Consider the following 25,456-nt stretch of genomic DNA (forward strand, 5'->3'; position numbering starts at 1 on the left):
CAGCACAATACCCACGGCAAATCCGTTTGCCCACGCCACCGGACAGTCTCAGGCGAGCGTCAGCCCTCTCACCTGCACAGATCCGCCGCCAACCCACCCCGCATGCCCACCAACTGTCGAACTCGGGCGAAGGTCTGGGTCAGCGGGAGACGGTGGTGGTAGTTCACGATCGCCGCGTTGGCCGCTTCCAGGGTCTCGGGGCGGAAGTACCACTCGGCGGTCCAGGCAAGCACGTCGTACGGCACCCCGCAGGACTCGGCCATCGCGGTCAGGCCCATGTTCGTGGCCTCGGCGATGATCACGTACATCAGGTTGCGTTTCAGCTCGACGGGCCGGTTGACCTTCCCGCCGGCGTGCACGAGGTGGTTGGTGAACCCGGTCCGGGCGTCGACCTCGACCAGCACGGACGCCAGCGGTACGCGGGGCAGCATCCCGGCCAGTTCGGTGCGCAGGGCGTCGGCTTCGGCCGGGACGTCCTCGGCGGTCAGCGGCGGGATGATCAGCTCGCCGTCGTCGGTGAGTCGGACCTGCCCGGTCGTGCCCTTCGCCAGCAGTGTCTCCAGGTCGACCAGGGCGGTGTGCAGCTCGTCGTCGGCCTGGGCGAGGGCGTCGGCGGCGTCGGCGGGCTTGCCGACCAGGTGGCAGAACTCGACCCGCTGCGGCACCCACGCCTCACCGGTGAGCAGGAACGACGCCGGGTCCGCGTACCGGCGGCTGCCAGGGACGAACACATCGCCCGAGCGCAGCCCGTCGCGCAACCCCACCAGGACACACAGCTCCCAGTAGTGCCGGTAGGCGGTGACGTCGCCGGACTCCGCGGCGGCGGCGAGGTAGCCGGCCCACTTCGTCGGCACGAACCCGACCGGCGCCCCGGCTGGCACCTTCCGGGTACCGGTCGCGTACAGGCCGGTCAGCATCGACACGCCCTGGAGCAACTGCTCGGTGCCCGGCCCACCGGCGAACTGGACCGCGGCGAGCACGGCCGGGGCGAACTGCCGCAGGTATGCCATCGACGCGTCCATCATCGCCAGGTGCCCGTGGTCACGCGGGAGGCGCTCCTGCCTGGCCGCCCACGCCGCCCGCAACCGCTCCATCCCCAGCCTCGACCGGATCAGTCCGCCAACCTGATCGTCACCGACCACCGGGTCCAGCACAATCGACAGGATCTCGTCCAGCAACTGCTGCCGGTTCTCCCCGCCGCGCGCCCGCTCGGCCAGGGCCTCGGTCATCTTGGCCTTCGCTGCGGACTCCCGCCCGGAGACCGCCTGGTCGAACAGCAGCAGCGTCTCGTCCAGGACGTCGACGGCGGACTGCGCCAGCAGCGTCAGCAGGATCGGATACCGGCGCTCCGGCTCCCGCCGTAGCAGCGCCTGCCCGGTCAGCCGGCGCCCGACGCCGGCGAGGAACCGGCGCCGCTCCGCCGGCAGGCTCGACAGGTCCAGTGTGTGCGCGTCCAGCCGCCGCAGGTACGCCAGCTTCTCCAACTCCGCCTTCACCGCGGCCGGGCTCGACGACGTCGGCCCCACCCCCAACCAGGCCAGCGGGGTACGGCCGAGGTACGCGTCTGGCACCAGCAGCAGGTCCAGCTCGGCGCGGCGGCGGTCCGAGAGTAGATGCGCGACCCGGGCCCACGTCTCGTCCCGCGCCCGGTACCGGGCAGCAGCGACCCGCTTCAAGATCAGGATCACGCCCGGCCGGACCACCCGCGACGACGTCAGGAACTCGCACGCCAGCCGGAACAACAGCTTCGGCGAGTCGTGCTCCATCGCCCGCGCGAACAGGAACTCGTCCAGCTCCTTCCACTCCACGTCGTCCGTCGAGCGCCACCCGGCGTACGCGGCGATCTGCCGCAGATGCTCGGTGCGGGTCTGCTCCCGCTCGCCGTAGTCGCGAAGCTCGCCCATCGGCACCCCGAGGCGCTGCGACAACCGGCCCACTGCGGCGGCCGGTGCCGCCGTCACGTCATCGGGCACGTAGCCCAGCCACGGCAACGTGCACAACTGCACCGCCGCGCCCAGCACGTTGCGTCCCGTCCGGAACTTGCGCACGAACGCTTCGTCCGCGTCGGTGAGCGTGAAGTGCCGGATCAGGTCCACCCGGCCGATCTCGGGGAACGCCCGAAGCTGCGCCAGCTCTTCCTCGGAGAACACGTCCCGCGTGCCCACGAACCCACCACCCGTCCACCGACTGTCCCCAAACGGACGGGAGGCTACGGGTCCGTCAGACCTAGATCAATGCCTCAGTTCTTAGCGTTGTTTTTGGTCCGGAAACTACGGGCGGGCCAGCAGCACCCGCCCGACCCGATAACGCTCGGCCAGCCGGGTGGCATCCCCGAAGCGGGACAACCAGCGCGGGGAGTGCACGCCGAGATCGGTTCCGGCGATGGCGCGCAACTGTTGTTTGAAATCCTCGAGGGTGGGCGGTTCCGCGCGATCGCTGACCCCTGCGGCGGGAACCACGACGCTGTAGACCCCTCCGCCGAAGGGCCTGAGCCAGAATCGCTTATGGGTCTCGTTGATTTCGGTCACCTTGGCGGCGATCTCCTCCTGCGGCACACCCACTTCCATCTCGCCCATCAGCGTCTCGGTCCGCGAGGGCACGCCGGGAAAGCCGACGCCGAGCAGTTTGCGCACCGTACTGCGCCCGCCGTCGCAGCCGACGAGATAACGTGAACGCAGCTGTTCCCCGCCGGCCAGCTCGACGGTCACACCGTCGTCGTCCTGCTCGAAATCGGCCACCGCGCAACCGCGCCGGACCTGCGCACCCAGTTCGATCGCATGTTCTTCGAGCAGGTGAACGATGACCGGCTGTGGGATGCCCAGCAGATAGGCGTGCGCGGAATCCAGGCCCTCGGGCGCGGGTTTGTCGATGGCGGCGAAGAAGCCGCCGGCCGGACGCTGTCTTCCGCGTTCGCGAATGCGCTCCAGCAGCCCGCGCATTGCCATCAGCTCGATGCTGCGAACATGCAGGCCGACTATGCGGACGAACGACGCGGGCTCGCTTTCCTTCTCCAGGACGAGTACCCGCACATCGTGCAGCCGCAGTTCGGCGGCCAGCATCGCACCGGTCGGCCCGCACCCGGCAATGATCACGTCGAACATGAGGGGCGCACGATCGGCGCCGGAGGCCGCCGCTGGGAGTCCGGGGACGTCGCCCCCGGTGAAGTCGCGCTCGACCGTCTCGCTCGACGACGGCTCGGCGGTGAACTGCAGAGAGTGCACAGGTGCTGCCTTTCGGGAGTGCCTTGCTGGCGAGGCGCTCCCGGCGACACCTATGTCAATCGCCCGACCGTGACGGGAAGGGGGAGCACCCACATCGATACAGCGTTCATGGGTCTCACCTCCTCGGGCGGTGCCACAGGCAACTGCAAGCTACAAGCCTGAGCACCATCCCGTCCAGTCCTTTACCCGTCAACCTATCGCCACCGCGGCGGGCCAACCGGCCTGTCCGTAGTTTCCAGACCTCAATCGGCGTCCAATCGCCGAGCCGCATGCAACAGCAGCGCACCAAAGTTGTCGTAACGATCGTCATCAGGACTGCTGCCATCGCCGGTAAACCACTCGTACGCAGCCCAGTCACCGTCCTCCGCCGCGTCGTCGGGATACAGCAGCCAGCAGACACCGGGGCCGCCATCGTCTTTCGCGATCAACAAGCTCCGCTCGAGCATCTGGCGATTACCGTCGTCAAGGTCGCAGCTCCAGATTTCCACGAAGTCTGGGTCGCGTTCGGGAAGCCACCCGATCTCGTCCACGTTGAGCAGATCGACATGGTCGACGTAGCCAAAGCCGTTGCTAGCCATCAGGAAGTTCCGGTACGTCGGCGGCAGTCGAGTGCCGAGCCGCTCTTCAGCGGCCACGACTGCGTCCGCACTGGCCGGCTCGTAGCCAATCCATCCCTCACGCTGGACGTGACTCCTGACGAACGTTCCGGCCCCGTTCTTTTCGATCATGCGCAGCAAACTCGAGCTGTCCAGGAACTTCGAACTGTAGTCACGCAGGAACGTGCGCCACTCGGTGATGCTGAAGGGTGGAATGTCCACGTTTGAACTCCTCTGGCGAGCATGCTCGGCACGGCAGGCTTCGCTCCTGGACACGTCGGACAAGTCAGCCCAGGTTCATTCGGACTCGTGGAACGATGAGCAGCAGGGTGCACGCCACGTCGATCAGACCGCAGGAGCGGTCCCGCCAGGCCAGGTGGAAGAAGTCGAGTTCCTGCTCGCCCGTGCGGTGTTCTTCGCCGAGGTCATCCTGCAGGTGGTGCCCGCCGCAACCACGCCACCGAGGCGGGGCCGCGGGCGATCTCCCGCGACCGGTTGGCCGAGCACGCCGGCGAGCTGACCAGCGCCGTCGGAAACCATCCGTGCGATGCTCGACGCCGCGCTGCACCTGTCGCACAGCAGACCCGCAGGCTCTCCCCTTGGCCGATCTCGCCCACCAGCTCGCGCGCACGCGGAGAAGCTTGCAGTCCCACCACGAGAAGCAGGCCGACGCTCCGGGAGCCGCGTGCGGCCTGCCCGGCTCGTTGTTCCCCCGCCGCCGCGCCGGCCAATCCCTCACCGTCGACACGATCGCCCCGCTCATCCGGGACCTCGGTATCCCGACCGTCCCCGGCCGCCGCACTGCGCCAGCTCGTGCTCCAAGCCCCAGCACCGGTCGTCGCCCAGGCCCTCAGCTTCCACCACCACACGGACGGCCCAACTCGCCAACTCGGCTGCGAAGCGACCGGCAGAGCCGGGCACGTCCCAGGGACCCCGTCCCACGCGCTCGCGCCTAATTATCGGATTACCGGTAACACCAATCCAGAAATTAAGCGCCACAAAACGGGCAAACCACAGACACATCATAATGACTGTTCTGTTGTACGGTGCCGATGGGCGTCGCTGCGACGTACATGGTCGATTCGAAGCGGCCCTTGAGGACCAATGCTCGGAAAAGTCCCGTTAGCCAAGATCATCTTCTCTGGTGGCGTGGGGTTGTGCTGCGTACGGTGATCGCCCGCGTCGACGTCGGTGGGCTTTTTGTCGCAGGCGAGATAGATGGTTTCGACCGGTATCTCGAGAAGCCGCCGGACCGGGAGATGCTGGAGCGGTTCTTCTTCCTCGACGACGCGGATCGTGAGCTGGTCGCGGAGCATCGCGGGTCACACTCGCGGCTTGGTTTCGCCTTGCAACTGGTGACGGTTCGGCACGTGGACCGGTCCCTGGCGGAGGTGTGCCGGGCCTACCACGACGGCATGGAAGACCAACTCGACGCGCTCGGGTTCATCCTCAACTGCGTGACCTTATGGAGCGCCATCTATCTAGATCGCGCGGTGACGACCCTACGGGCGCAGGGCCACCCGGTACGCGACGTCGACGCGGCCTACCAGTACGCGCACCTGAACGTCCACGGCCACTACTCGTTCGTCCTGCCCGACCTCGCCGGCGGACACCGCCCGCTACGCAACCCCGACCAGGCACCGCCCGTGTAGCGCGCCGACGGATCTGGGTCCATCTTCTTGCGGACGGTGGTTATCGGAACTGTCCGAGTGCCTGTCATATGCCTATTTCCGCGGCTTCGGACACAAGTTGAACCTCGGGCCTGGCACTGCAAGATCGTCGTCGGATTCGTGTCGGCGAGTTACGAACCACGGCGCTGTGGGGTCCAGGGCTGCTCCGGTTGCTGTCGGATGGCAAGCTCGTGTCCCATGATCGAGGATTTCGCGAAGGGCCATCTGCACGGCCAGCTCAGGCGGACACGTCAGGCGCTGGTCTGGAAGCTCGATGGCCTGTCCGAGTACGACGTCCGGCGTCCCTTGACAGCGACGGGGACCAACCTCCTTGGCCTGGTGAAGCACTTGGCGACCGTGGAGGCCTGGTATTTCGGTGAGGTCTTCGGCCGCCCGTACCCGGAGCCGCTGGGGCGGTGGCAGGACGCGGACGGCAGCGACCTGTGGGTGACCCCGGACGAGACCCGCGAACAGATCATCGACTTCTATCAAGGTGCCTGGGGGCATGCGGACGCGACGATCAAAGAGCTTCCCGTCGACGCGCCTGGCCACGTGCCGTGGTGGTCGCGGCCCGACGTCAAGCTGTTCAACATCATGGTCCACGTCCTTCAGGAGACCACCCGGCATGCCGGACACGCCGACATCCTGCGTGAGCAGATCGACGGCCGGACCGGGGTGATGGCTGAGTACGAGGAGCAGATCGACACAGCGGCCCGCGAGGCGCACCGGGCGAAGATCGAGCGGGCTGCGCAGGAAGCGGCCGGCGGCTCGCATCATGCCGACCTATCCGACACGCATGGCGCGGTGGGGACGCCGTGAGAAATCCGGATCTCGTGGAGGCTCGCCCGTGAGGGCAGTCATCGTCGCGGCCGCGGTCGCCTTCATCATCTCCCTGTTCGGCACCCCGGTGGCGATCCGCGTCTTCACCGCGCTCAAGGCCGGCCAGCCGATCCGATCCATCGGGCTCGCCAGCAACCAGGGCAAGAAGGGCACGCCCACGATGGGCGGCGTCGTCTTCATCGTGGCCACCGTCTTCGCCTACGTCGCCGGGCACATTGCCCTGACCACCCTGCCCGAACGGCAGATCGCGCAGGAGGGGCCGACCATGACGGCCCTCGTCCTGCTCGGCCTGTTCGTCTTCTGCGGCGCGGTCGGCTTCTTCGACGACCTCCTCAAGGTGCGCCGGCGCAACTCCGACGGACTGTCCGCCAAAGGCAAGCTGCTCGGCCAGGCGATCGTCGGCGGCGGGTTCGGCATCGCCGCGCTCTACGTGCCGAGCACCGACGGCCAGACCGTGGCCAGCGAGCACATCTCGCTCATCCGCGACATCAGCTGGCTGAACGTCGGCAAGGTCGGCGCGGTCATGGTCATCGTCTTCGTGATCATGGCGATGTCGAACGGCGTGAACCTCACCGACGGCCTCGACGGCCTGGCCACCGGCGCGTCGATCCTGGTGCTCAGCGCGTACGCACTGATCGGCTTCTGGCAGTACCGGCACTGGTGCGCCGACGACGCGTACGCCCGCGTGAACGACTACTGCTATCAGGTCCGGGATCCCCTGGAGATCGCCATGATCGCGGCGGCTGCGGCCGCCGCCTGCGTGGGCTTCCTGTGGTGGAACACGTCCCCGGCGCGGATCTTCATGGGTGACGTGGGCTCGCTCGGGCTCGGCGCCCTGATCGGCGGGCTCGCGGTGGCAAGCCGCACCACGCTACTTTCGATCATGATCGGCGGGCTCTTCGTCATCATCACGACGACCTGGGTGATCCAGATCGTCTCGTTCCGAACCACCGGTAGGCGTGTCTTCCGGATGGTGCCGTTGCACCACCACTTCGAGCTGGCCGGGTGGAGCGAGGTCAATATTGTGGTCCGGTTTTGGATCGTGGCCGGCGTCTGCGTGGCGGTCGGCCTGGGCATGTTCTACTCGGATTTCCTGGCGGTCGTTGGATAGAAGCCACGCGACAAGCCTGGGTCGTGCCACCGACGGTGATCCGCCGCGGCAGCCTGGTTGCCCACCGGGGTGCCAGCATCGCCCCGGATCAGTCAGACGTGGTATCGAGAGCACGCCGGAGAGTCCACCGGGAGACACCGAGCTTGCCGGCAACAGCTGCCTGGGTCTGCCCGACTCCCAGCAGCATCCGCGCGTCAGCGACCTGTTCGAGGGTCAGGGCGCGAGGGCGGCCCCGGGCGCGGGCGGCGTCGAGGCCTTCGCGGGTGCCTTTGACGATCTGCTGGCGCTGGAACTCGGCGATGGCGGCGAACACGGTGAAAATCAGTTCGCCGCACATGTCGTCGCTGGTGTCGAGCACGATGCCGTCGAGGGTCCGGAAATGGCGGCCGACGGCGATCGACGGTGCGAGCCGTACCAGGTGTTTGCTGGCCGTCCACGGCGACCCTGGCGGGTCAGATGTCGGTGAGTAACGCGTCGAGCGGCCCTGGCAGGGCATCCCGGCCGGCTGCCGCCTCCACGAGCAGTCGCGCGTAGCGCAGCTTGCGGCGCGAGCCGCTGCCCAGGAACCGCCGCATCTGCGCCTCGGGCTGCCGGCCGCGCCACGCGGGCTGGCTCTGCAACGAGCGGAACGACCCGAGATCGCCCTGCGAGTCGAAGAGCGCTTCGACCTCTGCCGTGCCCACGGCGCGGAGCAGCTCGTCCTCCAGATCGTCGACACAGACGTAGCACCCCAGGTGCTCCAGGTGGGTGCGCGTGCGGGGCGGGCCGGCATCGGTGGCCAGCCCACGCCGGAACAGCTCTGCCTCCCGCAGGTCGCACAGACCGACAAGCCGCACCTGGGTACGCAGCGGGCCCAACCCGGTCAGGAAGCGGCCGATCGCGTGCGCCCCGCCGATCGGCACGACCACGACCCGCTCCGCGTCGAGATCCCGGCCCCGGCACACCGCGGCCGTCTCCACCGCGATCTGGTCGCTGATGCCCTCGACGAGAACGACCGCCCGGGGCGGTGTCGACCTTGGCGAGGGCGTCGGCCGTTGCCCGCACCGTAGCGGCAGGACCACTCACGTAGCCGTCGAGCGCCCTGCGGGCAAGCTCACGGCGCTGGGTGGCATCCATGGTCGTGTCCGGCTCCGGTGACTGTTCGCACCCGCAGGGGTTACTGGCCTACGCGTCCGTCGATCCGCTCGCGCAGCAGGTCCATGCGGCCCGCGTGGCGGACGGCTTGCCGTCCGCGGGGGGTGGACGTGTCCGCTCGCCGGGTCGTGGCCATGACCGCATCCTCGGCGACGCGTACGGCCGCGACAACCGATTAACGACACCGGCGATGCCGTCCGGTCACGGGCCCGACCGGCGATGCCGTCCGGTCACGGGCCCGACCGGGGGTGACCGCGTAGGGGCGGCCGATCAGCGGCCGACGGTGTCGCGTCGTTCCTGCCGGGCGGCCTGCCTCGGCGTCGGCGGTCGCGGGCGCTCGTCGGCGACGCCGACCGTCTCGGCGAAGCGGGGGTCGACGGCGAGCAGCGGGCGCGACCCGAACAGCGCCATCGCCGTCAGCACATCCCCGGGGTCGCGCTCGCTCCACGCGGGCCGCCGCTGCGGGTCGAGGTTGGCGTGGGCGCGGCGGGCGCGGCGCAGCAGCCGGCGCGCGGCGGCGCTGGTCTCCGGCACCTCGCACAGCCGCCACCCACCCAACAGCGTGGCGCCGCAGCCCAGCAGCAGGCCCACCACGGACGCGGGGCCACCGGCGTCGCGGTGCCACGCGGCGCTCTCGGCGAGCCGGACGATCCCGACGGCGGCGACGGCGAACAGCGGCACCGCCGCGAGGACGATGCGACGGCGTTGCCCTCGGGTGAGCAGCCAACCGTCGCGCAGCAGGCGGGTGACGAGCCGGCGCAGGGCCTGGTTGACGCCCGGATCGGCGAGCACGGCGGCCCAGGTCTGCGGCTGCCGGGCGGCGGCGTGCACGGCCCGGACCAGCGGCGCCGACCCGTCGGGGGCGGGCCCGGCGGCGACCATGGTGGACAGTTCGGCAAGCCGCAGCGCCCCGGCGCGGCGCAGCGTGGCGGCGGCGACCTGGCAGGCCAGGCCGGCCCGGTCGGTCAGGTACGCGCGGGCGACCAGTCCGGGCTCGGGGCCCCGGGTGCGGCGGCCGGTGAGCCCGCGCACCGCCAGGGCGACGGCCAGGGCGGCGGCGACCGCCGCGGCGTAGTCGAGCAGGAAGTGCGGACCGTCGACACCCCAGAGCACGCCGTCCAGTTTGACAGGCGGTCAGCCGGCGTGGCGTACCTCGGTGTGCCAGATGTCGGCCCAGGGGCGGCGCAGGCCCCGGCACAGCCAGATCGGGCCGCCGTTCTCGTCGTTGTCGACGTCGACGCGCTGGTCGACGCGGCCGGCCTCGGTGACGTCGGTGAACCAGCGGCGCAGCTGGTCGGGGCGCTGCCAGCCGACGGCGAGGACGACGTCGGCGCCGGGTGGGGGCTGACCGAAGTCGGCCATGCTGTTGTGGCCGGAGTAGGCGCGGGGCAGCCCGCGGGCGGGCCCGTAGCGGGCCACCGCCCCGGCCTCGCCGTAGTTGCCGGCGAGGATGACCGCCCGGCCGCGCTGATCGGCGGGCAGTCCGCGGTGCACGGCGGCGAGGGAGTCGGCGAACGCGGGCCAGCCGATGGTCTCCCCGGCGTCGTAGTTGGCGGCGACCACGAAGCCGGGCAGCCGGTCGGCCGGCAGGGTGGGCAGCAGCAGCACGGCGTTGGTCGCGACGGCCGCCAGGGCCGCGGCGGCCAGCAGCGCCCGCCGTATCCGGGTGGTGGCCCAGCCGGCGGCGGCGACCGCGCCGGCGGCGGTGAGCACCAGCAGCAGGGGAGCGTCGTAGTAGCCCTTGCCGCCGCCGGCCAGGACCACGGCGGCGACGACGAGCCACGCCCACGCCACGGCCCGGTACGCCCGCCAGGCCGGCCGGCGCAGCAGCGCCACGAGCCCGGCGACCCAGATCGGCACCACGTACGGGCTGATGATGACGAACTGGAGGACGAGCGCGTCGAGGCGACCGCTGTAGGAGCTGTCCCCGTCGGAGATCGCGGATGCGACATCCAGTTGCGGGAACCCGTGGGTGGCCTGCCAGAGCACGGTCGGGGCGGCGAGCAGCGCGGCGAAACCGGCGCCGGCGAGCACCCAGCGGTCGCGCAGCAGGCGGCGCGGGCCCGCGATGAGCAGCCCGGCGACCAGGCCGACGCCGAGCAGCGCCGGCAGGAACTTGTTGAGCGTGCCGACGCCGAGGGCGACGCCGACGCCGAGGGCCCAGTGGGTGTCGCCGGTGCGCAGCATCCGGATCGCGCACCACGCGGCGACGAGCCAGACCAGCAGGTCGACGGTGGTGGTGCTGAGCAGGTGCCCGCCGGCGAGGACGATGCCGGCGCCGGCGGCGAGCAGCGCCGCGAACAGTTGGGCGCCCCGGCCGGCGCCGAACTCCCGGGCGATCGCCGCGCTGACCGCGACCGCGGCGGCGGCGAGCAGGGCGGACGGGGTGCGCAGCGCGACGAGGTTGCCGGGGGCGAGGGTGTCGGCGAGGCGGGCGAGCGCGGGCACCAGGGGACCCTGGTCGACGTATCCCCAGTCGAGGTGGCGGCCGGCCAGCAGGAAGTACAGCTCGTCGCGGTGGTAGCCGTAGCGGGGGGCGAGCAGTAGCAGCACGACGGCGAGGCCGCCGCCCACCAGCCAGGGGAGGTTGGTGGGCGGCCCCGGCTCGGCGGTGGGGGTGACCCGCGCCGGGTGCGGGCCGGTCGCTGTTCCGGTCACGGCTCCATTGTCGAGCCTGGTCGCGTCGCGCGGGTACCCGCGCGGAGGGGGTGTCGACCGGCGGCGGGAGGCCCGCCGGGGTGCGGCGGGTCTGCTCAGGGGCGCGCGCCGGCGACCTCGGGTCGCGGCTGTGGGGCGGGTGCGGGCCAGGCGATCCGGCGTACGCCGGGGACGGCGGCGGTGCCGACGCAGGCGAGCGCGACCAGCGCCGCGGCGGCGGTCAGGGGCGCGGGCGTGCCCCAGGCCTGCGCCGCAAGGGGCGCGAGGGCGTAGCCGAGCGGCGTCGCGGCGAGGGACACCAGCCAGTCGTACGAGGTGACCCGGGCCAGCACCTGCGGTGGGAACTGGTCCTGCACGACGGTTTCCCAGACGGGGTTGAGGAACCCGAGGGCGGTCATGGCCAGGCAGTACGCGGCGATGACGGCGGGCGCGGGGGCGGCGAGGGCGAGCAGCAGCAGCGGGGCGGCGTAGCTGGCGAGGCCGAGGTTGGCGGCCAGCACCGGCCGGGGTGGCCGTAGCCGCCCGGCGAGCAGGGATCCGGCCACCAGTCCGACGGCGCCGCCCTGTTGCAGCAGTACCCAGACGCCCTCGCCGCCGAGCCGGTCGACGGCGACGAGCGGGCCCATGGTGAGCAGGACGGCGGCGGCGCCGTTCCACACGCCGTGGGCGAGCAGGCTGGTCCAGTACCAGTCCCGCGAGCCCACCTCCTGCCAGCCGAGGGCCAGGTCGGCGCGGACGGACCGGCGGGGCGCGGGGACGTGGCGTACGCGGGTCGCCGCCAGCAGCAGGGCGCTGAGGGCGAAGGACGCGCCGTCGATGACGAACGCCCAGCCGGGGCCGGCTGCCCAGACGAGCAGCCCGGCCAGGGCGGGGCCGGCGAGGCGGCTGGTGTTGGCGGTGACGCCGAGCAGGGCGTTGGCGCGTTGCCGTCCGGCGGCCTCGACGGTGCCGGCGACCAGCGGGGACCGGGTGGGCAGGGCGAACGCGGAGGCGGCTCCGGTGAGCGCGGACGCCGCGGCGATGTGGGTCAGCGACGGCGCGGCGCCGAGCAGTTCGACGCCGACGGCCAGTTGGGTGGCGCAGCGGGTCAGGTCGGTGGCGATGGCGACGCGGCGGGCGTTGTACCGGTCGGCGACGACGCCCCCGACGGGTAACAGGAGCAGCCGGGGCAGCATGGCGCAGCCCAGCACGAGGGCCAGGGCGGCGGCGGAGCCGGTGGCGCGGACGACGGCGAGGGCCAGGGCCACGGGTACGACGGCGTCGCCGACGGCGGAGACGGTGCGGCCGATGAAGAGCAGCCGGAAGGCCGGCGCGCGGAGGGGATGGGTCACGCCGAGGACAGTATTTCGAGACCGAATATTTCGCCATCGAAATTCCGGTGGGGGCGTACCCTTCGGCGCATGACCGACCGCGACCGGGTGGACGAGCACGTCGCGCGCTGGCTGCCCGTGCTGCCGGACCTGGACCCGGACACCGAAGGCGCCGTCGTCCGGATGTCGGCGCTCACCCGCCACCTGCGCGGGGTCAAGGAGCGCTCGTTGACCGACCACGCCCTGGCGGCCCACGAGTACGACACGCTGCACGCCCTGGCGGGTCGGCGCGGCCGGGCCGCCCCGACGGACCTCGCCGCCGACCTCGGTCTCGCCCCGGCGTCGGTGACCGCGCGGGTCGACGCCCTGCTGCGGCGCGGACTCGTGCGCCGGATCCCGTCCACGGTGGACCGGCGCCGGGTCGACGTGGAACTGACCGAGGCGGGGCGGGCGGCCTGGCGGGCAGCGATCGACGTGGTCGCCGCCGAGGAACGGCGCCTGCTCGGCGCCCTCAGCGGCGAGGAGCGCCGACTGCTGTCGGACCTGCTGCGCCGGGTCGCCCTGCTCGCCGAACGTCCCGGCCGGTAATCGTCAACCGCGCCCGCCGGTGCGCCGCCCGGGCTTACGTTGGCTGTGGGCTGCGTCCACGCCCGCCGACGGACGGGCGACGTCGCGCAGCCGGAAGGGGCTTCGCCATGCGGATCGCGATCATCGGTGCCGGCAACGTCGGCGGTGCGCTCGCCGACGCCGCCACCCGCGCCGGGCACGACGTCACCGTCGTCGCGGCCCACCGGGAACGCGCCGACGCCGTCGCCGAGCGCACCAACGCGCGGGCGGCGGACAGCCCCGCCGACGCGGCCCGCGACGCGGACGTCGTCGTCCTGGCCGTCCCGGCCCAGGTGGCCGCCCCGGTGCTGCGCTCGCTCGGCGACGAGGCCAACCGCCCGGTCGTCGTCGACGTCACCAACCCGCTCAACGATTCCTACAGCGACCTGACCACCTTCGGCACCAGCGTGAGCGAGCAGCTTGCGGCGCAGGCGCCGAACGCGCGGATCGTCAAGGCGTTCAACACCCTCTTCGCGTCCCGACACGGCAACCCGACCGAGGACGGCCAGCGCCTCGACGGCTTCTACGCCGGCGACGACCCCGAGGCCAAGGCCACGGTGGCACGGCTGCTGGAGTCCCTGGGCTACCGGCCGATCGACGCGGGCGGCCTGCGGATGGCCCGCAGCCTCGAGGAGATGGCCTTCCTCAACATCACCCTCAACGCCCGCAACGGCTGGCCCTGGCAGTCCGCCGTCCAACTCGTCGGCCCGACCGGCTGACCCGCGGGCGCGGAAATCCGGTGGCGGCGCGCCCCGACGCGCTGGCAGGGTGGCCGCCATGACGGCACGGGCCCTGGCGGGCGCACTCGCCGACGAGCGTCGCCGCCTCGTCTTCGCCGCGATCACCCTCGGCGACTCCGACGCCGCCGCGGTCGCGGCGCGTACCGGCCTGGGCGGGCGGGACGTCGCGACCGCCGTGCGGCGGCTCGTCGACGCCGGCCTGGTCACCGACGCCGGGCCGGGCCTGCGCGTCGACGACGGCCGGCTGCGGGAGATGGCGCGTACCCGTACCGGGGACTCCGTGGCGGCGGCGGAGTCGCCGGCCGCGGCGGTGCTGCGGACCTTCCTGCGCGACGGGGTCCTGATCCGCTTCCCCGCCCAGCGGGGCCGACGGCGGCACCTGCTGGAGCACATCGCCGCCCGGTCCTTCGAGCCCGGGGCGCGCTACCCGGAGCGGGCGGTCGACGAGGCGCTGCGGGCGTGGTGCGACGGCGGCGAGGCCGACCATGTCACGCTGCGCCGGTACCTGGTCGACGATCGGCTGCTCGCCCGCGACCAGGGCGTCTACTGGCGGCCGGACCCCGCCTGACCCCGCCCGCCGCGGTCGAGGACGGGCCGCCGGTGCCGGCGGCCCGCGCACCGTACGCGCGGCACGGCTACCGGGAGATCCCCGCCTACGGCGCCGACCCGTACGCGCGGCACTGGTTGGAGAAGCGAGTTGACGACGCCGACCCGACGCGCTAAACAGGAAGACGGAACTTGAGTCGCACAGACTCAACTTGACACCTTCGGCCCAGGAGAACCGAGGAGGCACGAACCATGTTGATGCGCACCGACCCGTTCCGCGAGATCGACCGGCTCGCCGAGCAGTTCTTCGGCACCACCACCCGCCCGGCCCTCATGCACATGGACGCCTACCGCGACGGGGACTACTTCTACGCCGCGTTCGACCTGCCCGGCGTGGACCCGGACAGCATCGACTGCACCGTCGAGCGCAACGTGCTCACCGTCCGCGCACAGCGCCGCCGCCCGACCGGCGACAAGGTGGAGCTGGTCGCCGCGGAACGCCAGATGGGCACCTTCAGCCGGCAGCTGTTCCTCAGCGACACCCTCGACACCGACGGCCTGGAGGCCGGCTACGACAACGGCGTGCTGACGCTGCGCATCCCGGTGGCCGAGCGGGCCAAGCCGCGGCGGGTGACGGTCACCGCCGGCAACGGAAACGGCAACGGCCGCAAGCAGATCGACGCCTGACCCGCCTCACGGGTCGACCTCGGGGCGCCCGCGCCGGGCGCCCCGAACCGAAGCCTCCGAAACCAGTGAAAACCGGTGGCGGGCGTCCGGACGTGCTGCCGGACTCGGGCCCGGACCGGTTTGTCGACCCGCAGGGAGCCGACCGACACGACGGCGGGACCGTCACCGCCGCCGCTCAGGTGGGGCTGCTGCCGCAGACCCACGACGCGCTGCGCACCGACGTCACCGTTCTGGGCTTCCTCCGCTTTCTGGACGTGGTGGAGGAGGCGCTGCGGGCGTACCGGGGGGACGGTGGTGCTGGTGACGCACGACGCGTGGTTCGCCGACGCGGTCGGCGTCGACCGGCGCTGGCTGCTGGCCGACGGCCGGCTGGTCGATCAGCCGGCCCGGTCCGCCGTCGGATGAGCGCACGGGTGCGCGGCGCGCCTCACCGCCGATCCGACCCCGGACTGAGAGCCTTTCTCGCATGTCACGTCCCGAGGTCCCGGTGCTGTCCCGCCCGTCGGCCCGTCCGGTCCTGCCCGGCGCGGGACCGGAGGACTTCACCGAGGCGTGGCTGCGTAACCGGCGGCTGTCCGAGCACACCCGTGACGCGTACCGGCGGGACGTGGCCGGCTGGCTGGCCTGGTGCGCCGCCCGGGAGCTGGACCCGCTGCGGGCGACGTTCCTCGACGTCAACGCCTACGGCCGGGCGCTGGAGGCCACCCCGACCGCACGCAGCGGGCGGCCGCTGACCCCCGCCACCGTGGCCCGCCGACTGTCGGCCCTGTCCAGCTGGTACGACTTCCTGGTCAAGCTGCGGGCCGTCGACGCCAACCCCGTCGCCGGGGCGGACCGGCCCCGCGTCGACCGGGACCACTCGGCGACGGTGGGGCTCACCCCGCAGGAGGTGGACGCGTTGCTGGCCGCCGCCGAGGCGGACACCGGCCCGACCGCCGTCCGCAACCGGGCGGCCATCGCGCTGCTGGCCGACCTGGGGCTGCGGGTGGGGGAACTGGTGTCGCTGGACGTGGCCGACCTGGGCGCCGAGCGGGGGCACCGCAGCGTACGGTTCGTGGGCAAGGGCGGCAGGTACCGGCGGCGCGCGTTGACCCCGTCCACCGCGTACGCGGTCGACGCCTACCTGGCGGCGCGGGCGGCGGCGCGGGGCGTGGCGCCGCACGAGCTGACCGGGCCGCTGCTGGTCACCGCGACCGGCGCCCGCCTGGACCGGCACTCGGTGTTCCGGCTGGTGCGCCGGCTGGCCCGGGCGGCCGGCATCCCGGCCTGGGCGAAGCTGTCGCCGCACTCGCTGCGGCACGCGTTCGCCACCACCGCCCGCGCGGAGGGCGTGCCGCTGGAGGACGTGCAGGACGCCATGGGTCACGCCGACCCGCGGACCACCCGCCGCTACGACCGGGACCGGCACAACCTGGACCGGGACCCCGCGTACGTCCTCTGGGCCGCCCGGGCCCGCCGCGTCGGCTGACCCGCACGCCCGGCGGTTCAGCCGACGACGGCCCGCACCATGGCGGGCGCGTCCTCGGCGAGCGCCGCCAGTTGCCGGAGCGCGGCGGCGTACCGGAGCCGGTCCCGCTGCCGGACCGCGAGGTCGCAGTCGACGCCCATCTGTTCCGCGCGGGACAGCAGGGCCGTCCACGCCGCCTGCCCGCCCGGCTCGGGATGGTCGAAGTACCGACGGGCGTGGGCCACGCGTTCCGTGACGGCGGCGCAGCGGGGCCGTATCTCGGCGTCGATGAACGCCCAGTCCGTCAACGCTCGCCGCGCCCCGTCGGCGGTCGGTCCCCCCGAACGGCTTCGACAGCTCCAGCAAGCTGCCGGCGATCTGCATGACCAGCTCGTTCCCGCCGAGAGCGAGCCAGGCCCGCACCTGCGCCGCGCGTACGGCCGGTGACGTGGGCCGGTCGGTGAGTGCGGGACTCAGCCCGCCGGAGTCGGTGGCCGCCGGGGCGGGCGAGCGGAGGTGCGCCACGGTCACCGCGGTGCTCGTCGCGGTCGCCGCCAGGCACAGCCCGACCACCCCGACGACGGCCGGCCACCGTGGGCGCGCCGTGACACCCCCGCCGGTTGCCGGTCCTGCCGGGGCCGGCGCGCCCCGGGCACGGAGCCGACGCAGTGACCCCCCGGCCACCGCGGCGACGGCGGCGACGGGAACGGCGAGGAACAGCCCCAGGCCCAGCGTGGTCGGGGCCAGCAGCTCGACGATCCACTCGCCTGCCGCCGGGTCCGGGTCGCAGGAGGACCCGAGGACCGCGAGCGGACGGACGCAGCCGTCGACGGTGACCAGCACGGCCAGGGCGCCCAGCCCGGCCAGCCCCGTGGTACCCGCCACGACCAGGCCGCGCAGCAGCGGGAAGGGGGAGGCCGTCGCGGCGGTGGCGGCGGTCGCCAGCCACATGCACGCGAGCACCGCGACCATGACCCACATCGTGTAGGCGATCAGGTGGGGTTGTTCCCGGCCGTCGACCGGCGGGGACCACGCCCGCACGCAGGCGGTCACCGCCACGGCGCCGAGCCCGCCGATGCCCGCCGCGGCGGTTGTCGAGCGTAGCCGGGCGACGACCGTCGGGCGGCGAAGCCAGGTCAGCAGCGGCAGCAGCCACAGCGCGCCGGCCGCCCACAGCAGGTCCGGACGACGGGTCAGGGCCAGCAGCACCGGCAGGCCGGGGACGAGTTCCAGTAGTGGCCCCTCGTAGCCCTGGCCGTCCGTCAGGACCTGCTCGTATCTGCTGACCGCAGCGTCGCCGAAGAAGGACAGCATGCCGCCCGCATAGATGATGCCGTCGGCCTCCCACCACCCCCACCACAGGGCGAGGACGAAGCAGCTGACGCCGAGCCCCAGCAGCGTCGGCCAACGCGGCCGTGACCCCGCCGGCGCGGCCGACATCCGGGCGTGCTCCGCCGTCCACCAGGTGACCCCGAACGCGGCGAGCGCGAGCAGCAGCAGGAAGGCCGGTTGCTCGGGGAGCAGGTCCCAGACGCTGCCCGCGCGGCCGACCGCGATCTCGCCGACGACGAGGCCGACGCTCAGCCACCAGCCGGCCCGCAACCCGGACGCCGGGCCGCCGGTGTGCGCCGCGTCCGCCACGGCCGGCCGGAGGAGTAGACCGGTGACGGCCGTGACCAGGACCGCGACGGTCGCCGCGATGACCCACGTCCGCCACTGCTGCCCGACGCCGAGCAGGGCCAGCAACGCCGGCATCCGGGTGGCGGTGATCGCCGCCGTCGCACCGGTCAGGAAGAACGGCAGCCGCTGCGGCGCGAGCAGCGCCGCCGGGTCGGCCAGCGACCTCAGCCGTTGCTGCCAGCTGGGATGGGTGTGCCAGAGGGCCGCCCCGCGCGCCACCAGCCGCCCGACGGCGGACCGGTGGCCGCCCGTGGGGTCGCGCCCGGCCGCCGCCTGCCAGAGTCGCACGTCCGCGCCCCACCGCCTGGCCGTCAGGTCGGCGTGGAACTCACGGGTACGCAGGATGTCCGCGCGGGCGAGGTAGACCAGGACGACCGTGACGGCCAGCATCGCCAGGTGGTGCACGACCCGGGACTGTTCCCGCGTCTGCATGTAGGTGCCCGCCGTGTCGGGCAGGGACACCGCGAGGATGTACGCCAGGTCGAGCGGGAGGACCACCCCGAGCAGGACGCGCCACAGGGCGACGGTCGCGTACGTGATGTCGACGTCGCGGTTGCGCAGGTGCGCCAGCTCGTGCAGCACCACGGCGCGGAAGCCCTCGGGATCACGGCGCCGCCGGGCGAGGAGGCCACCGTTGAGGCGGACGGTGTGGTGACGCAGCCGACCGAAGACGACCGCCCCGGTGGTGGAGACGGCGGGGGCGACGACGAAGCGGGGCTGGCGCCGCAGCCCGGCGACGGTGACCAGCTCCGCCAGCACGGCCCGCAGCTCGGCGTGTCCCTCGACTTCCTCGATCGGCACGACCAGGCTCCGCCGCCCCTTCCAGGCAGGCAGGATCCAGTACACCACCGCGGCGCAGACCAGCAGCAGGATCAGGGCGCCCGGCTTCCACCACCACGCCTGCGCCGGCACGAAACGGTCCACGCAGTCGGCGTACGCGGACTGCTGTTCGGCGATCCGGACCACCACGTCGAGGTCGCTGAGCCCCGGATCGCCCCCGGCGGCCAACCCGCAGCCGACCCGCACGCCGTCCTGGTCGGCGACGGCGTCGATGATGGCGCCGGCGGTCGCCGCGGCGATGCCGACGAAGAGGACGAGCAGCAGGACGAAGCGGGGCCGTGCCCCCGCTCGCGGCACCCGCTGGTGCGCGGGGGCACGGCCGGGTGCCTCGGACACCACCGGCCCTACCCCCGGTCGGCGTCGTCGTCGCGCGGGCCGTCGTCCACGGCCAGCGCCAACCGGGCCACCACCCGGTCCGCCAGCGTCGCCGCCTCCGCGGGCGCGAGGCCGGCGGCGACGGCGAGTTCACCCACCCGGTCCCGTACGGCCCGCAACTGCTCCCCGGTCAGCGCCGGCATCGCCCGGGGCGGTTGCGGCCGGCGGAGCCGGGCGCGCAGCCAGGTACGCGCTCCCGTGCCCACCCGCGTGATCCCGGCCCCGACCGCCGCCCGGACGACCTCGTCGACGGCGATCCAGACGAGCGGGGTGACGAGGACCGCGGCCTCGCCCAGCCCGAACCCGAGCATGTCCCGGGACTGGCGTGCGCGGGTGAGCCGGCGCAGCGCGGTGTCGTCGTCGAAGCGCCGCAGCGCGTCGGCGAGTACCAGTTCGTCGGGGGCCACCTCCGCGACGACGTCCCGCACGGCGTCGCGTACCAGCCGTGGTGTCCGCTCGGCCCGTCCGTCCTCGTGTCGCGTCGTCGGCTCCACGCTCGACTCCCGTCGTATCGCGGTATCGGCCAGGCCGATGCTATCGACAGGGGTCAACCGCGTCTCGGACCGCGCGGCGGGCCCCGGCTCAGCAGAGCAGGTCGAGGTGCTGGTGGGCGTCGGCGGCGATGTTCTCGTGGCGCAGCCGGCGCCGCGCCCACAGCCGCGCGGCCACCTCCGCCTGCTCGTCGCCCCACGCGGCGTGCTCCACCAGCAGCGCCGCGGTCAGCGCCGCCGCGGCCCGCAGCGCCAGCCCGCGCGCCCCGGCGACCACGTCGACGGCCCGCGGGTCGGCGGCGGCGTCCGCGAGGGCGGCGGTCAGGTCCGCGGTGGCGGTGGCAAGGGTGTCGGCCAGGGCGGGTGACATCGGCCGGGCCAGGTCCACGGCGGCGCTCAGCCGGCGCAGCAGCGGCGCGCCGGCGTCCTCGCGGGTGACCGCGCGCAGCACGTCCAGGGCCAGGACGTTGGTGGTGCCCTCCCAGATCGGCAGGACCTGCGCGTCGCGCAGCAGCCGGGGCACGCCGGTGTCCTCGACGTACCCGGCGCCGCCGAACGCCTCCACGTACTCGCTGGCCGAGGGCACGGCGAGCCGGCCGGTGGCGAGCTTGGCCAGCGGCGCGACGACGCGCAGTTCGGCGGCGGCGTCCGGGTCGGCGCCCACCTCCACCCGGCCGAGCAGCGCGAACGCGTGCCCGGCGAGGGCGAACGCGGCGGCCGCGTCGACCGCGAGCGCGCCGAGGGTGGCCCGGTGCAGCGGGTTGTCGGCCAGCCGCCCGCCGGCGACCGTGCGGGCGTCGGCGTACGCGCGGGCGTAGGCCAGGCCGCGGCGCATCCCGCCGGCCGCGGCGGCGGCGTTGTGCACCCGGGTCACCACGACCAGGGTCATCGCCCGCACCAGGCCGGGCACGGCCGGGTCGCCCAGCGGCAGCGCGTACGCCTCCCGCAGCCCGACCTCGGCCGTGGGCAACGCGCGGGTGCCCAGCTTGTCCTTGAGCCGGTGCACGGTGACCCCCGGCGCCGGCGCGTACGGCGCGGCGTCGGCGCCGGCGAGGGGGGAGTCGGCGGCGTAGCGGGGCACCAGGAACGGCGCGAGGACGCGGCTACCCGCCCCGGCGCCCTCGGGCCGGGCCAGGGCCACGGCCATGGTGGCGTCGGCGGCGGAGCAGAACCACTTCTCCCCGGTCAGCCGCCACGAACCGTCGCCGGCGGGCCGGGCGGTGGTGTCCGAGCGGGACAGGTCCGACCCGCCCTGCGACTCGGTCATCCACTGCCCGCTGACGATCGCGGTGCCGGGGTCGGTGGAGGTCAGCCGGGGCAGCCACGCGTCGCGCACGCCCGGATCGACCTCGGGGAGACTGAGCAGCGCGGCGGCGCCGTCGGCCATCGCCACCGGGCAGGAGAAGGTGGCCGACTCCGGCCCGTACAGGTGCAGCAGCGCGTGCTGGACGACCCGGGCGGCGGCGCCCCACGTGCCGCGCGCGGAGTCCAGGTAGGGCAGGGCGACCACGGCGTGCCGGGCTGCGGCGGCGCGTTGGGCCTGCCAGCCGGGGGAGGTGTCGATCCGGTCGACGCGCGCGCCCCACGGGTCGTAGCGCACCAGCGTCGGCGGGTGCGCCTCGGCGTCGGCGTGCGCGGCGCGCAGCGGCCCGACGACGTCGGCGGCCAGGTCGGCCAGGCGGCCCTTCGCGGCGGCGTGCCCGGCCGGGCCGAGCTGCCGTTCCAGCCAGGACCGCAGCAGGCTGTCCCCGGTGTACGGGTCGTCGGGGGCGGGCACCGGCTGCACGTAACGGGTCATCGTCTCGCTCCAGGGGCGCGGTGTGGCGGGTGTGCGCCGACGGTAGACGATGCGTGGGCGGCGGCGACAGAGGCGAGTTGCTGCGCGCCGGCGGGTCGGTTGTCTACGGTCGACAGATGTGGGCAGGCAGCAGCCGTGGACGCGGCCGGTCCGGCGCCGCCGGCCGGCGCGGGCCGGCCTGCTGTTCGCCGGGCTGGGGCTGCTGCTGTGCCTGATCGGGGTGGCCGGCCTCGGCGCGTGGAACCTTCAGCTGATCACGCGGTCGACCGAGCCGGTGCGGCGGACCGCGGACGGGTTCCTCCACGAGGTCGCCGCCGGGGACGTCGACCGGGCGTACGAGCGGTTGTGCGCCGAGGCCCGCGGGAAGTGGAGCGCGGGCGGCTTCAGCGCCTGGGTGCGTACCCCGCCGCAGGTCACCGGCTACGAGATCACCGACGTGTCGGTGGCCACCCGCGGCGGCCGGCCCCTCGGCACGGTGACGGTGCGCCTGACCCGCGAGGGTGGGGGCAGCGAGGAGCGCCGGCTGCCGGTGGTACGCGAGGACGGTCGGTGGCGGGTGTGCGGGGACCCGTACTGAAGCCGGCGCCCGGCCACCGGTGTGTCAGCTGCCGCCGAGGTCGCCGGAGCGGTAGTGCCGCCGGCACAGCACCTGGTAGCGCACCTCGGCGGTGTCGACGGTGTCGCCGATGACGACCTGTTCGCCCTCGCGGGCCACCCGGCCGTCGACGACGCGGGCGTTGAGCAGCCCCTCGCGGCCGCACCAGCACAGCACCTCGACCTGGATGCGGGCGACGGAGTCGGCCAGTTCGAACAGCCGCTGGGCGGCGGGGAACAGGCAGGACCGGAAGTCGGTGGCCAGGCCGAAGGCGTACACGTCGACGTCGTAGTTGTCGACCAGGTCGGCCATCTGGTCGATGTGTTCGAGGTTGTAGAACGACGCCTCGTCGCAGATCAGGTAGTCCACGCGTACGCCCTCGGCCCACGCGTCGCGGACCAGGTCGCGCAGGTCGAGGGTGTCGGTGACCTCGACGGCGGCGTGGGCCAGGCCGATGCGGGTGGTGACCTGCGGGCCGAGGGAGCGGTCGATGCGGGTGGTGACCAGGCCGCGGCGGCCCTGCCGGGCGTGGTTGTGGTTCATCTGCAACGCCATCGTGGACTTGCCGCAGTCCATCGGCCCCCAGAAGAACTTCAACGCGGCGGCGTGCAGCGGCCGGCCGTCGACGGCGCGGGCGGCGGCGCAGCCGGCGCGGAGGTCGTCCGGGCCCGGTAGGGGGCGGGCCAGGCAGATCGGGGCGGCAGCGGCGTCGTCGGTCACGTCCGGGCAGCCTAGTCGATCAACCCTCGACGATCAGGCCGGTGCGGCGCCGGCCGGCGCCGCACCAGCGGCGGTCACAGCACCCGGGGCGGGGTGTTGCCGGCGGCGACGATGGCCCGCCGGATGGGCACGGCGGCCAGCAGCGCGAACCCGAGCACGAAGAAGATCAGCAGGGAGACCAGGCCCACCCGGTAGGAGGAGGTGAGCTGGAACACCAGGCCGAACGCCAGCGGCCCGAGCCAGCTGGTGCCCTTGTCGCTGATCTCGTAGAACCCGTAGTACTCGCCCTCCTTGCCGGCGGGGATGAGCTGGCTGAACAGCGACCGGCTCAGCGCCTGGCTGCCGCCGAGGACCAGGCCGATGGCCCCACCGAGGACCATGAACGGCAGCGGGGCCTCCGCCGGCAGCCGGAACGCCGCCACGATCACCCCCGTCCACAGCACGAGGCTGAGCAGCACGGTCTTCCAGGCGCCGATGCGCCGGGCGAGGGCGCCGAGGGCGAGGGCGCCGCCGAAGGCGAGGAACTGCACCAGCAGGATGGTGACGATCAGGGTGCCCTGCTCCAGCCGCAGCTCCTCGGTGCCGTACTGGCTGGCGAGGGTGATGACGGTCTGGATGCCGTCGTTGTAGACGAGGAAGGCCAGCAGGAAGAACAGCGTCAGCGGGTAGGCCTTCATCTCCCGCACCGTGCGGCCGAGTTGCCGGAACCCGTCGGTGAGCACGTTGCCGCCGCCGCGTAGCGCCTCGGCGGTGGGGCGGTCGCGCAGCCAGCGCAGCGGCAGCAGGGTGAACGCCGCCCACCACACCCCGGCGGAGACGATCGACCAGCGGGCCAGGTCCAGGGTGCGCTGCGGGTTGCCGTCCTCGCTGAGCGTGCTGACCGCGACGAGGTTCAGGGCGAGCAGCACCCCGCCGCCGAGGTAGCCGATGGCCCAGCCGCGGCTGGAGATGGCGTCGCGGTCGTCGGGGCCGCCCAGTTGCGGCAGGAACGAGTTGTAGACCACCACGGCGGCGCCGAAGGAGATGTTGGCGACGAGGAACAGCACCCCGCCGAGCAGGTACCGGTCGCCGGTGACGAACGCCATGCCGATGGTGGCGCCGGCGCCGGTGAACGCCGCGGCGCCGAGCAGCCGCCGCTTGTGCGTCGTCCGGTCGGCGATCGCCCCGACCACGGGCAGCACGAACACGGTGAGGAACACCGACAGGGAGATCAGGTACGGGTAGTAGGAGCCGGCGGCGACGCGGATGCCCAGCGGGTGGACGTAGCCGTCGCAGCTGTCGGCGCCGAGTTCGCAGCCGGCGGCCAGCTCGGTGACGGTGGTCAGGAACGGGCCGAGGAACACGGTGATGACGGTGGTCTGGAAGGCCGAGTTGGCCCAGTCGTACAGGTACCAGCCGCGCCGCTCGCGGGCGGTGCTGGCCGGCGGTGGGGTGTCCACCGCAGGGGTGACGGTCTCGGCCATCGGTTTCCCTTGTCTCAGGCGGCCCAGTGGCCGCGGCTGCGGTAGACGTCGCGCAGCACGCCGACGCGATCGGTCATGATGCCATCCACCCCAAGATCAAGTAACTCGTGCATCTCGGCAGGTTCGTCGATCGTCCAGACGTGCACCTGCAGCCCGAGCCGGTGGGCGTAGGCGAGGAACCGGCGGTCGACCACCCGGACGCGTCCGTAGCGGGGCGGCACCTGCGCGGCCACCACCGACGGGGGTAGCCGCAGCGGCCGGCCGTGCAGCGAGGCCATGCGCAGCCGCGCCGCGCCGCGCATGCCGAGGCCGGTGGCGATGCGCCCCTGCGTGAGCGCCCGCAGCCGGGCCAGCCGGGCGTCGCTGAACGAGGCCAACAGCATCCGGTCACCGGCACCGGCCCGGGCCACGGTGTGCGCGGTCGGCTCGACCGCGCGGTCGGCCTTGACGTCGATGTTGAACCGCACGTCGGGCCAGGCGCCGAGCACCTCGTCGAGGCGGGGCACCAGGGCGGCCCCGCCGACGCGTACCGAGGTCAGGTCGGCCCAGCGCAGGTCGGCGATGCGGCCGCGTTCGCCGGTGACCCGCTCGAGGGTGGGGTCGTGGAACACGACGGCGATCCCGTCGACGGTGGCGTGTACGTCGGTCTCGACGTACCGGTAGCCGAGGGCGACGGCGCGGGCGAACGCGGCGGCGGTGTTCTCGTCGCCGTCGGCGGCGCCGCCGCGGTGGGCGAAGGCCAGCGGCGCGGGGGCGTCGAGGTAGCCGGACGGGGGCTGCACGCCCGGCAGTATGCCGGGCGCCGGTGGCACTCCGGTGACCGGCCGGCGATCGTCGGGGGACGCGCCGGCCACGGTCGCCGGTCCGCGATCCACTCCATGGCGCCGACGTGGCGCGAACCGAGTCGCCCGGACCACGCCACGTCGGC

Annotated in this window: 21 protein-coding genes and 3 pseudogenes; 10 read left to right on the plus strand and 14 right to left on the minus strand. The window is 73.3% G+C overall.

The features are described from left to right. Positions 1-134: 134 nt before the first annotated feature. The 3 genes and pseudogenes from ABGB16_RS25320 to ABGB16_RS25330 all read right to left on the minus strand — a co-directional run. Positions 135-2,165 (minus strand): annotated as a pseudogene (locus ABGB16_RS25320) (DUF4158 domain-containing protein); the annotation flags it as partial. A 114-nt stretch (positions 2,166-2,279) separates the two neighbouring features. Beyond that, positions 2,280-3,101 (minus strand): annotated as a pseudogene (locus ABGB16_RS25325) (FAD-dependent monooxygenase); the annotation flags it as partial. A gap of 362 nt (positions 3,102-3,463) precedes the next feature. Beyond that, the gene (locus ABGB16_RS25330) at positions 3,464-4,039 is read right to left on the minus strand and encodes an SMI1/KNR4 family protein (RefSeq protein WP_347670588.1); all 576 of its coding nucleotides are present in this window, start codon (positions 4,037-4,039) and stop codon (positions 3,464-3,466) included. 935 nt (positions 4,040-4,974) lie between these two features. Between ABGB16_RS25330 and ABGB16_RS25335 the strand changes: the two genes are divergently transcribed. From ABGB16_RS25335 to mraY, 3 genes are all read left to right on the plus strand, one after another. Continuing rightward, entirely contained in the window at positions 4,975-5,469 is a 495-nt protein-coding gene (locus ABGB16_RS25335) for a DUF4158 domain-containing protein (protein WP_347670589.1), read from the plus strand. A 216-nt stretch (positions 5,470-5,685) separates the two neighbouring features. Further along, positions 5,686-6,306: a DinB family protein gene (locus ABGB16_RS25340; protein WP_347670590.1), complete on the plus strand. Its 621-nt coding sequence runs from the start codon at positions 5,686-5,688 to the stop codon at positions 6,304-6,306. Between the two features lie 28 nt (positions 6,307-6,334). Further along, positions 6,335-7,438: a phospho-N-acetylmuramoyl-pentapeptide-transferase gene (mraY, locus tag ABGB16_RS25345; RefSeq protein WP_347670591.1), complete on the plus strand. Its 1,104-nt coding sequence runs from the start codon at positions 6,335-6,337 to the stop codon at positions 7,436-7,438. A gap of 88 nt (positions 7,439-7,526) precedes the next feature. Here mraY and ABGB16_RS25350 read toward each other — a convergent pair whose 3' ends face one another. From ABGB16_RS25350 to ABGB16_RS25370, 5 genes are all read right to left on the minus strand, one after another. Then, positions 7,527-7,934, minus strand: coding sequence for a recombinase family protein (locus tag ABGB16_RS25350; protein ID WP_347670592.1), 408 nt, complete (start codon positions 7,932-7,934; stop codon positions 7,527-7,529). Then, complete coding sequence (locus ABGB16_RS25355) at positions 7,891-8,499, minus strand: TOPRIM nucleotidyl transferase/hydrolase domain-containing protein (RefSeq protein ID WP_347670593.1); 609 nt, start codon at positions 8,497-8,499, stop codon at positions 7,891-7,893. Before ABGB16_RS25355 ends, ABGB16_RS25350 begins: the two co-directional genes overlap by 44 nt. Positions 8,500-8,842: 343 nt before the next feature. Next, a complete protein-coding gene (locus ABGB16_RS25360; protein WP_347670594.1) occupies positions 8,843-9,685 on the minus strand; it encodes a TIGR04222 domain-containing membrane protein in 843 nt (280 codons plus the stop codon). A gap of 21 nt (positions 9,686-9,706) precedes the next feature. Further along, the gene (locus ABGB16_RS25365; RefSeq protein WP_347670595.1) at positions 9,707-11,230 is read right to left on the minus strand and encodes a glycosyltransferase family 39 protein; all 1,524 of its coding nucleotides are present in this window, start codon (positions 11,228-11,230) and stop codon (positions 9,707-9,709) included. Positions 11,231-11,325: 95 nt separating this feature from the next. Continuing rightward, positions 11,326-12,561, minus strand: a complete 1,236-nt coding sequence (locus ABGB16_RS25370; protein ID WP_347670596.1) for an MFS transporter — start codon at positions 12,559-12,561, stop codon at positions 11,326-11,328. Between the two features lie 69 nt (positions 12,562-12,630). Between ABGB16_RS25370 and ABGB16_RS25375 the strand changes: the two genes are divergently transcribed. The 6 genes from ABGB16_RS25375 (at position 12,631) to ABGB16_RS25400 (ending at position 16,587) form a co-directional block, all read left to right on the plus strand. Continuing rightward, complete coding sequence (locus ABGB16_RS25375; RefSeq protein ID WP_347670597.1) at positions 12,631-13,128, plus strand: MarR family transcriptional regulator; 498 nt, start codon at positions 12,631-12,633, stop codon at positions 13,126-13,128. 107 nt (positions 13,129-13,235) lie between these two features. Then, on the plus strand, positions 13,236-13,865 hold the full coding sequence (locus tag ABGB16_RS25380) for an NADPH-dependent F420 reductase (protein WP_347670598.1): 630 nt from the start codon (positions 13,236-13,238) through the stop codon (positions 13,863-13,865). A 58-nt stretch (positions 13,866-13,923) separates the two neighbouring features. After that, positions 13,924-14,454, plus strand: a complete 531-nt coding sequence (locus tag ABGB16_RS25385) for a DUF2087 domain-containing protein (protein WP_347670599.1) — start codon at positions 13,924-13,926, stop codon at positions 14,452-14,454. Between the two features lie 32 nt (positions 14,455-14,486). Further along, positions 14,487-14,609: a hypothetical protein gene (locus tag ABGB16_RS25390; RefSeq protein ID WP_347670600.1), complete on the plus strand. Its 123-nt coding sequence runs from the start codon at positions 14,487-14,489 to the stop codon at positions 14,607-14,609. Between the two features lie 75 nt (positions 14,610-14,684). After that, a complete protein-coding gene (locus ABGB16_RS25395; RefSeq protein ID WP_347670601.1) occupies positions 14,685-15,119 on the plus strand; it encodes an Hsp20/alpha crystallin family protein in 435 nt (144 codons plus the stop codon). 466 nt (positions 15,120-15,585) lie between these two features. Then, on the plus strand, positions 15,586-16,587 hold the full coding sequence (locus ABGB16_RS25400) for a tyrosine-type recombinase/integrase (protein WP_347670623.1): 1,002 nt from the start codon (positions 15,586-15,588) through the stop codon (positions 16,585-16,587). A 1,821-nt stretch (positions 16,588-18,408) separates the two neighbouring features. On the opposite strand, the pseudogene ABGB16_RS25405 reads toward ABGB16_RS25400, so the two are convergent. From ABGB16_RS25405 to ABGB16_RS25415, 3 genes and pseudogenes are all read right to left on the minus strand, one after another. Further along, positions 18,409-19,425: pseudogene (locus tag ABGB16_RS25405) on the minus strand (M48 family metalloprotease); the annotation flags it as partial. 5 nt (positions 19,426-19,430) lie between these two features. Then, the gene (locus ABGB16_RS25410) at positions 19,431-19,955 is read right to left on the minus strand and encodes a hypothetical protein (protein ID WP_347670602.1); all 525 of its coding nucleotides are present in this window, start codon (positions 19,953-19,955) and stop codon (positions 19,431-19,433) included. Between the two features lie 88 nt (positions 19,956-20,043). Continuing rightward, entirely contained in the window at positions 20,044-21,750 is a 1,707-nt protein-coding gene (locus tag ABGB16_RS25415) for an acyl-CoA dehydrogenase family protein (RefSeq protein ID WP_347670603.1), read from the minus strand. Between the two features lie 118 nt (positions 21,751-21,868). On the opposite strand from ABGB16_RS25415, the gene ABGB16_RS25420 reads away from it, so the two are divergent. Next, a complete protein-coding gene (locus tag ABGB16_RS25420) occupies positions 21,869-22,327 on the plus strand; it encodes a hypothetical protein (protein ID WP_347670604.1) in 459 nt (152 codons plus the stop codon). 24 nt (positions 22,328-22,351) lie between these two features. Here ABGB16_RS25420 and ABGB16_RS25425 read toward each other — a convergent pair whose 3' ends face one another. The 3 genes from ABGB16_RS25425 to ABGB16_RS25435 form a co-directional block, all read right to left on the minus strand. Continuing rightward, positions 22,352-23,065: a thymidine kinase gene (locus tag ABGB16_RS25425; RefSeq protein ID WP_347670605.1), complete on the minus strand. Its 714-nt coding sequence runs from the start codon at positions 23,063-23,065 to the stop codon at positions 22,352-22,354. A gap of 74 nt (positions 23,066-23,139) precedes the next feature. Continuing rightward, the gene (locus ABGB16_RS25430) at positions 23,140-24,528 is read right to left on the minus strand and encodes an MFS transporter (protein WP_347670606.1); all 1,389 of its coding nucleotides are present in this window, start codon (positions 24,526-24,528) and stop codon (positions 23,140-23,142) included. A 14-nt stretch (positions 24,529-24,542) separates the two neighbouring features. After that, the gene (locus tag ABGB16_RS25435; protein ID WP_347670607.1) at positions 24,543-25,310 is read right to left on the minus strand and encodes a glycerophosphodiester phosphodiesterase; all 768 of its coding nucleotides are present in this window, start codon (positions 25,308-25,310) and stop codon (positions 24,543-24,545) included. Positions 25,311-25,456: the final 146 nt, after the last annotated feature.

The organism is Micromonospora sp. B11E3 (assembly GCF_039871625.1).
Taxonomy (GTDB): Bacteria; Actinomycetota; Actinomycetes; order Mycobacteriales; family Micromonosporaceae; genus Micromonospora.

Coding starts and splice junctions, on each gene's coding strand:
- ABGB16_RS25395 (WP_347670601.1), top strand. CDS start 14,685: ATGTTGATGCGCACCGACCCGTTCCGCGAGATCGACCGGCTCGCCGAG.
- ABGB16_RS25375 (WP_347670597.1), top strand. CDS start 12,631: ATGACCGACCGCGACCGGGTGGACGAGCACGTCGCGCGCTGGCTGCCC.
- ABGB16_RS25430 (WP_347670606.1), bottom strand. CDS start 24,528: ATGGCCGAGACCGTCACCCCTGCGGTGGACACCCCACCGCCGGCCAGC.
- ABGB16_RS25340 (WP_347670590.1), top strand. CDS start 5,686: ATGATCGAGGATTTCGCGAAGGGCCATCTGCACGGCCAGCTCAGGCGG.
- ABGB16_RS25415 (WP_347670603.1), bottom strand. CDS start 21,750: ATGACCCGTTACGTGCAGCCGGTGCCCGCCCCCGACGACCCGTACACC.
- ABGB16_RS25400 (WP_347670623.1), top strand. CDS start 15,586: ATGTCACGTCCCGAGGTCCCGGTGCTGTCCCGCCCGTCGGCCCGTCCG.
- ABGB16_RS25380 (WP_347670598.1), top strand. CDS start 13,236: ATGCGGATCGCGATCATCGGTGCCGGCAACGTCGGCGGTGCGCTCGCC.
- ABGB16_RS25385 (WP_347670599.1), top strand. CDS start 13,924: ATGACGGCACGGGCCCTGGCGGGCGCACTCGCCGACGAGCGTCGCCGC.
- ABGB16_RS25350 (WP_347670592.1), bottom strand. CDS start 7,934: ATGCCCTGCCAGGGCCGCTCGACGCGTTACTCACCGACATCTGACCCG.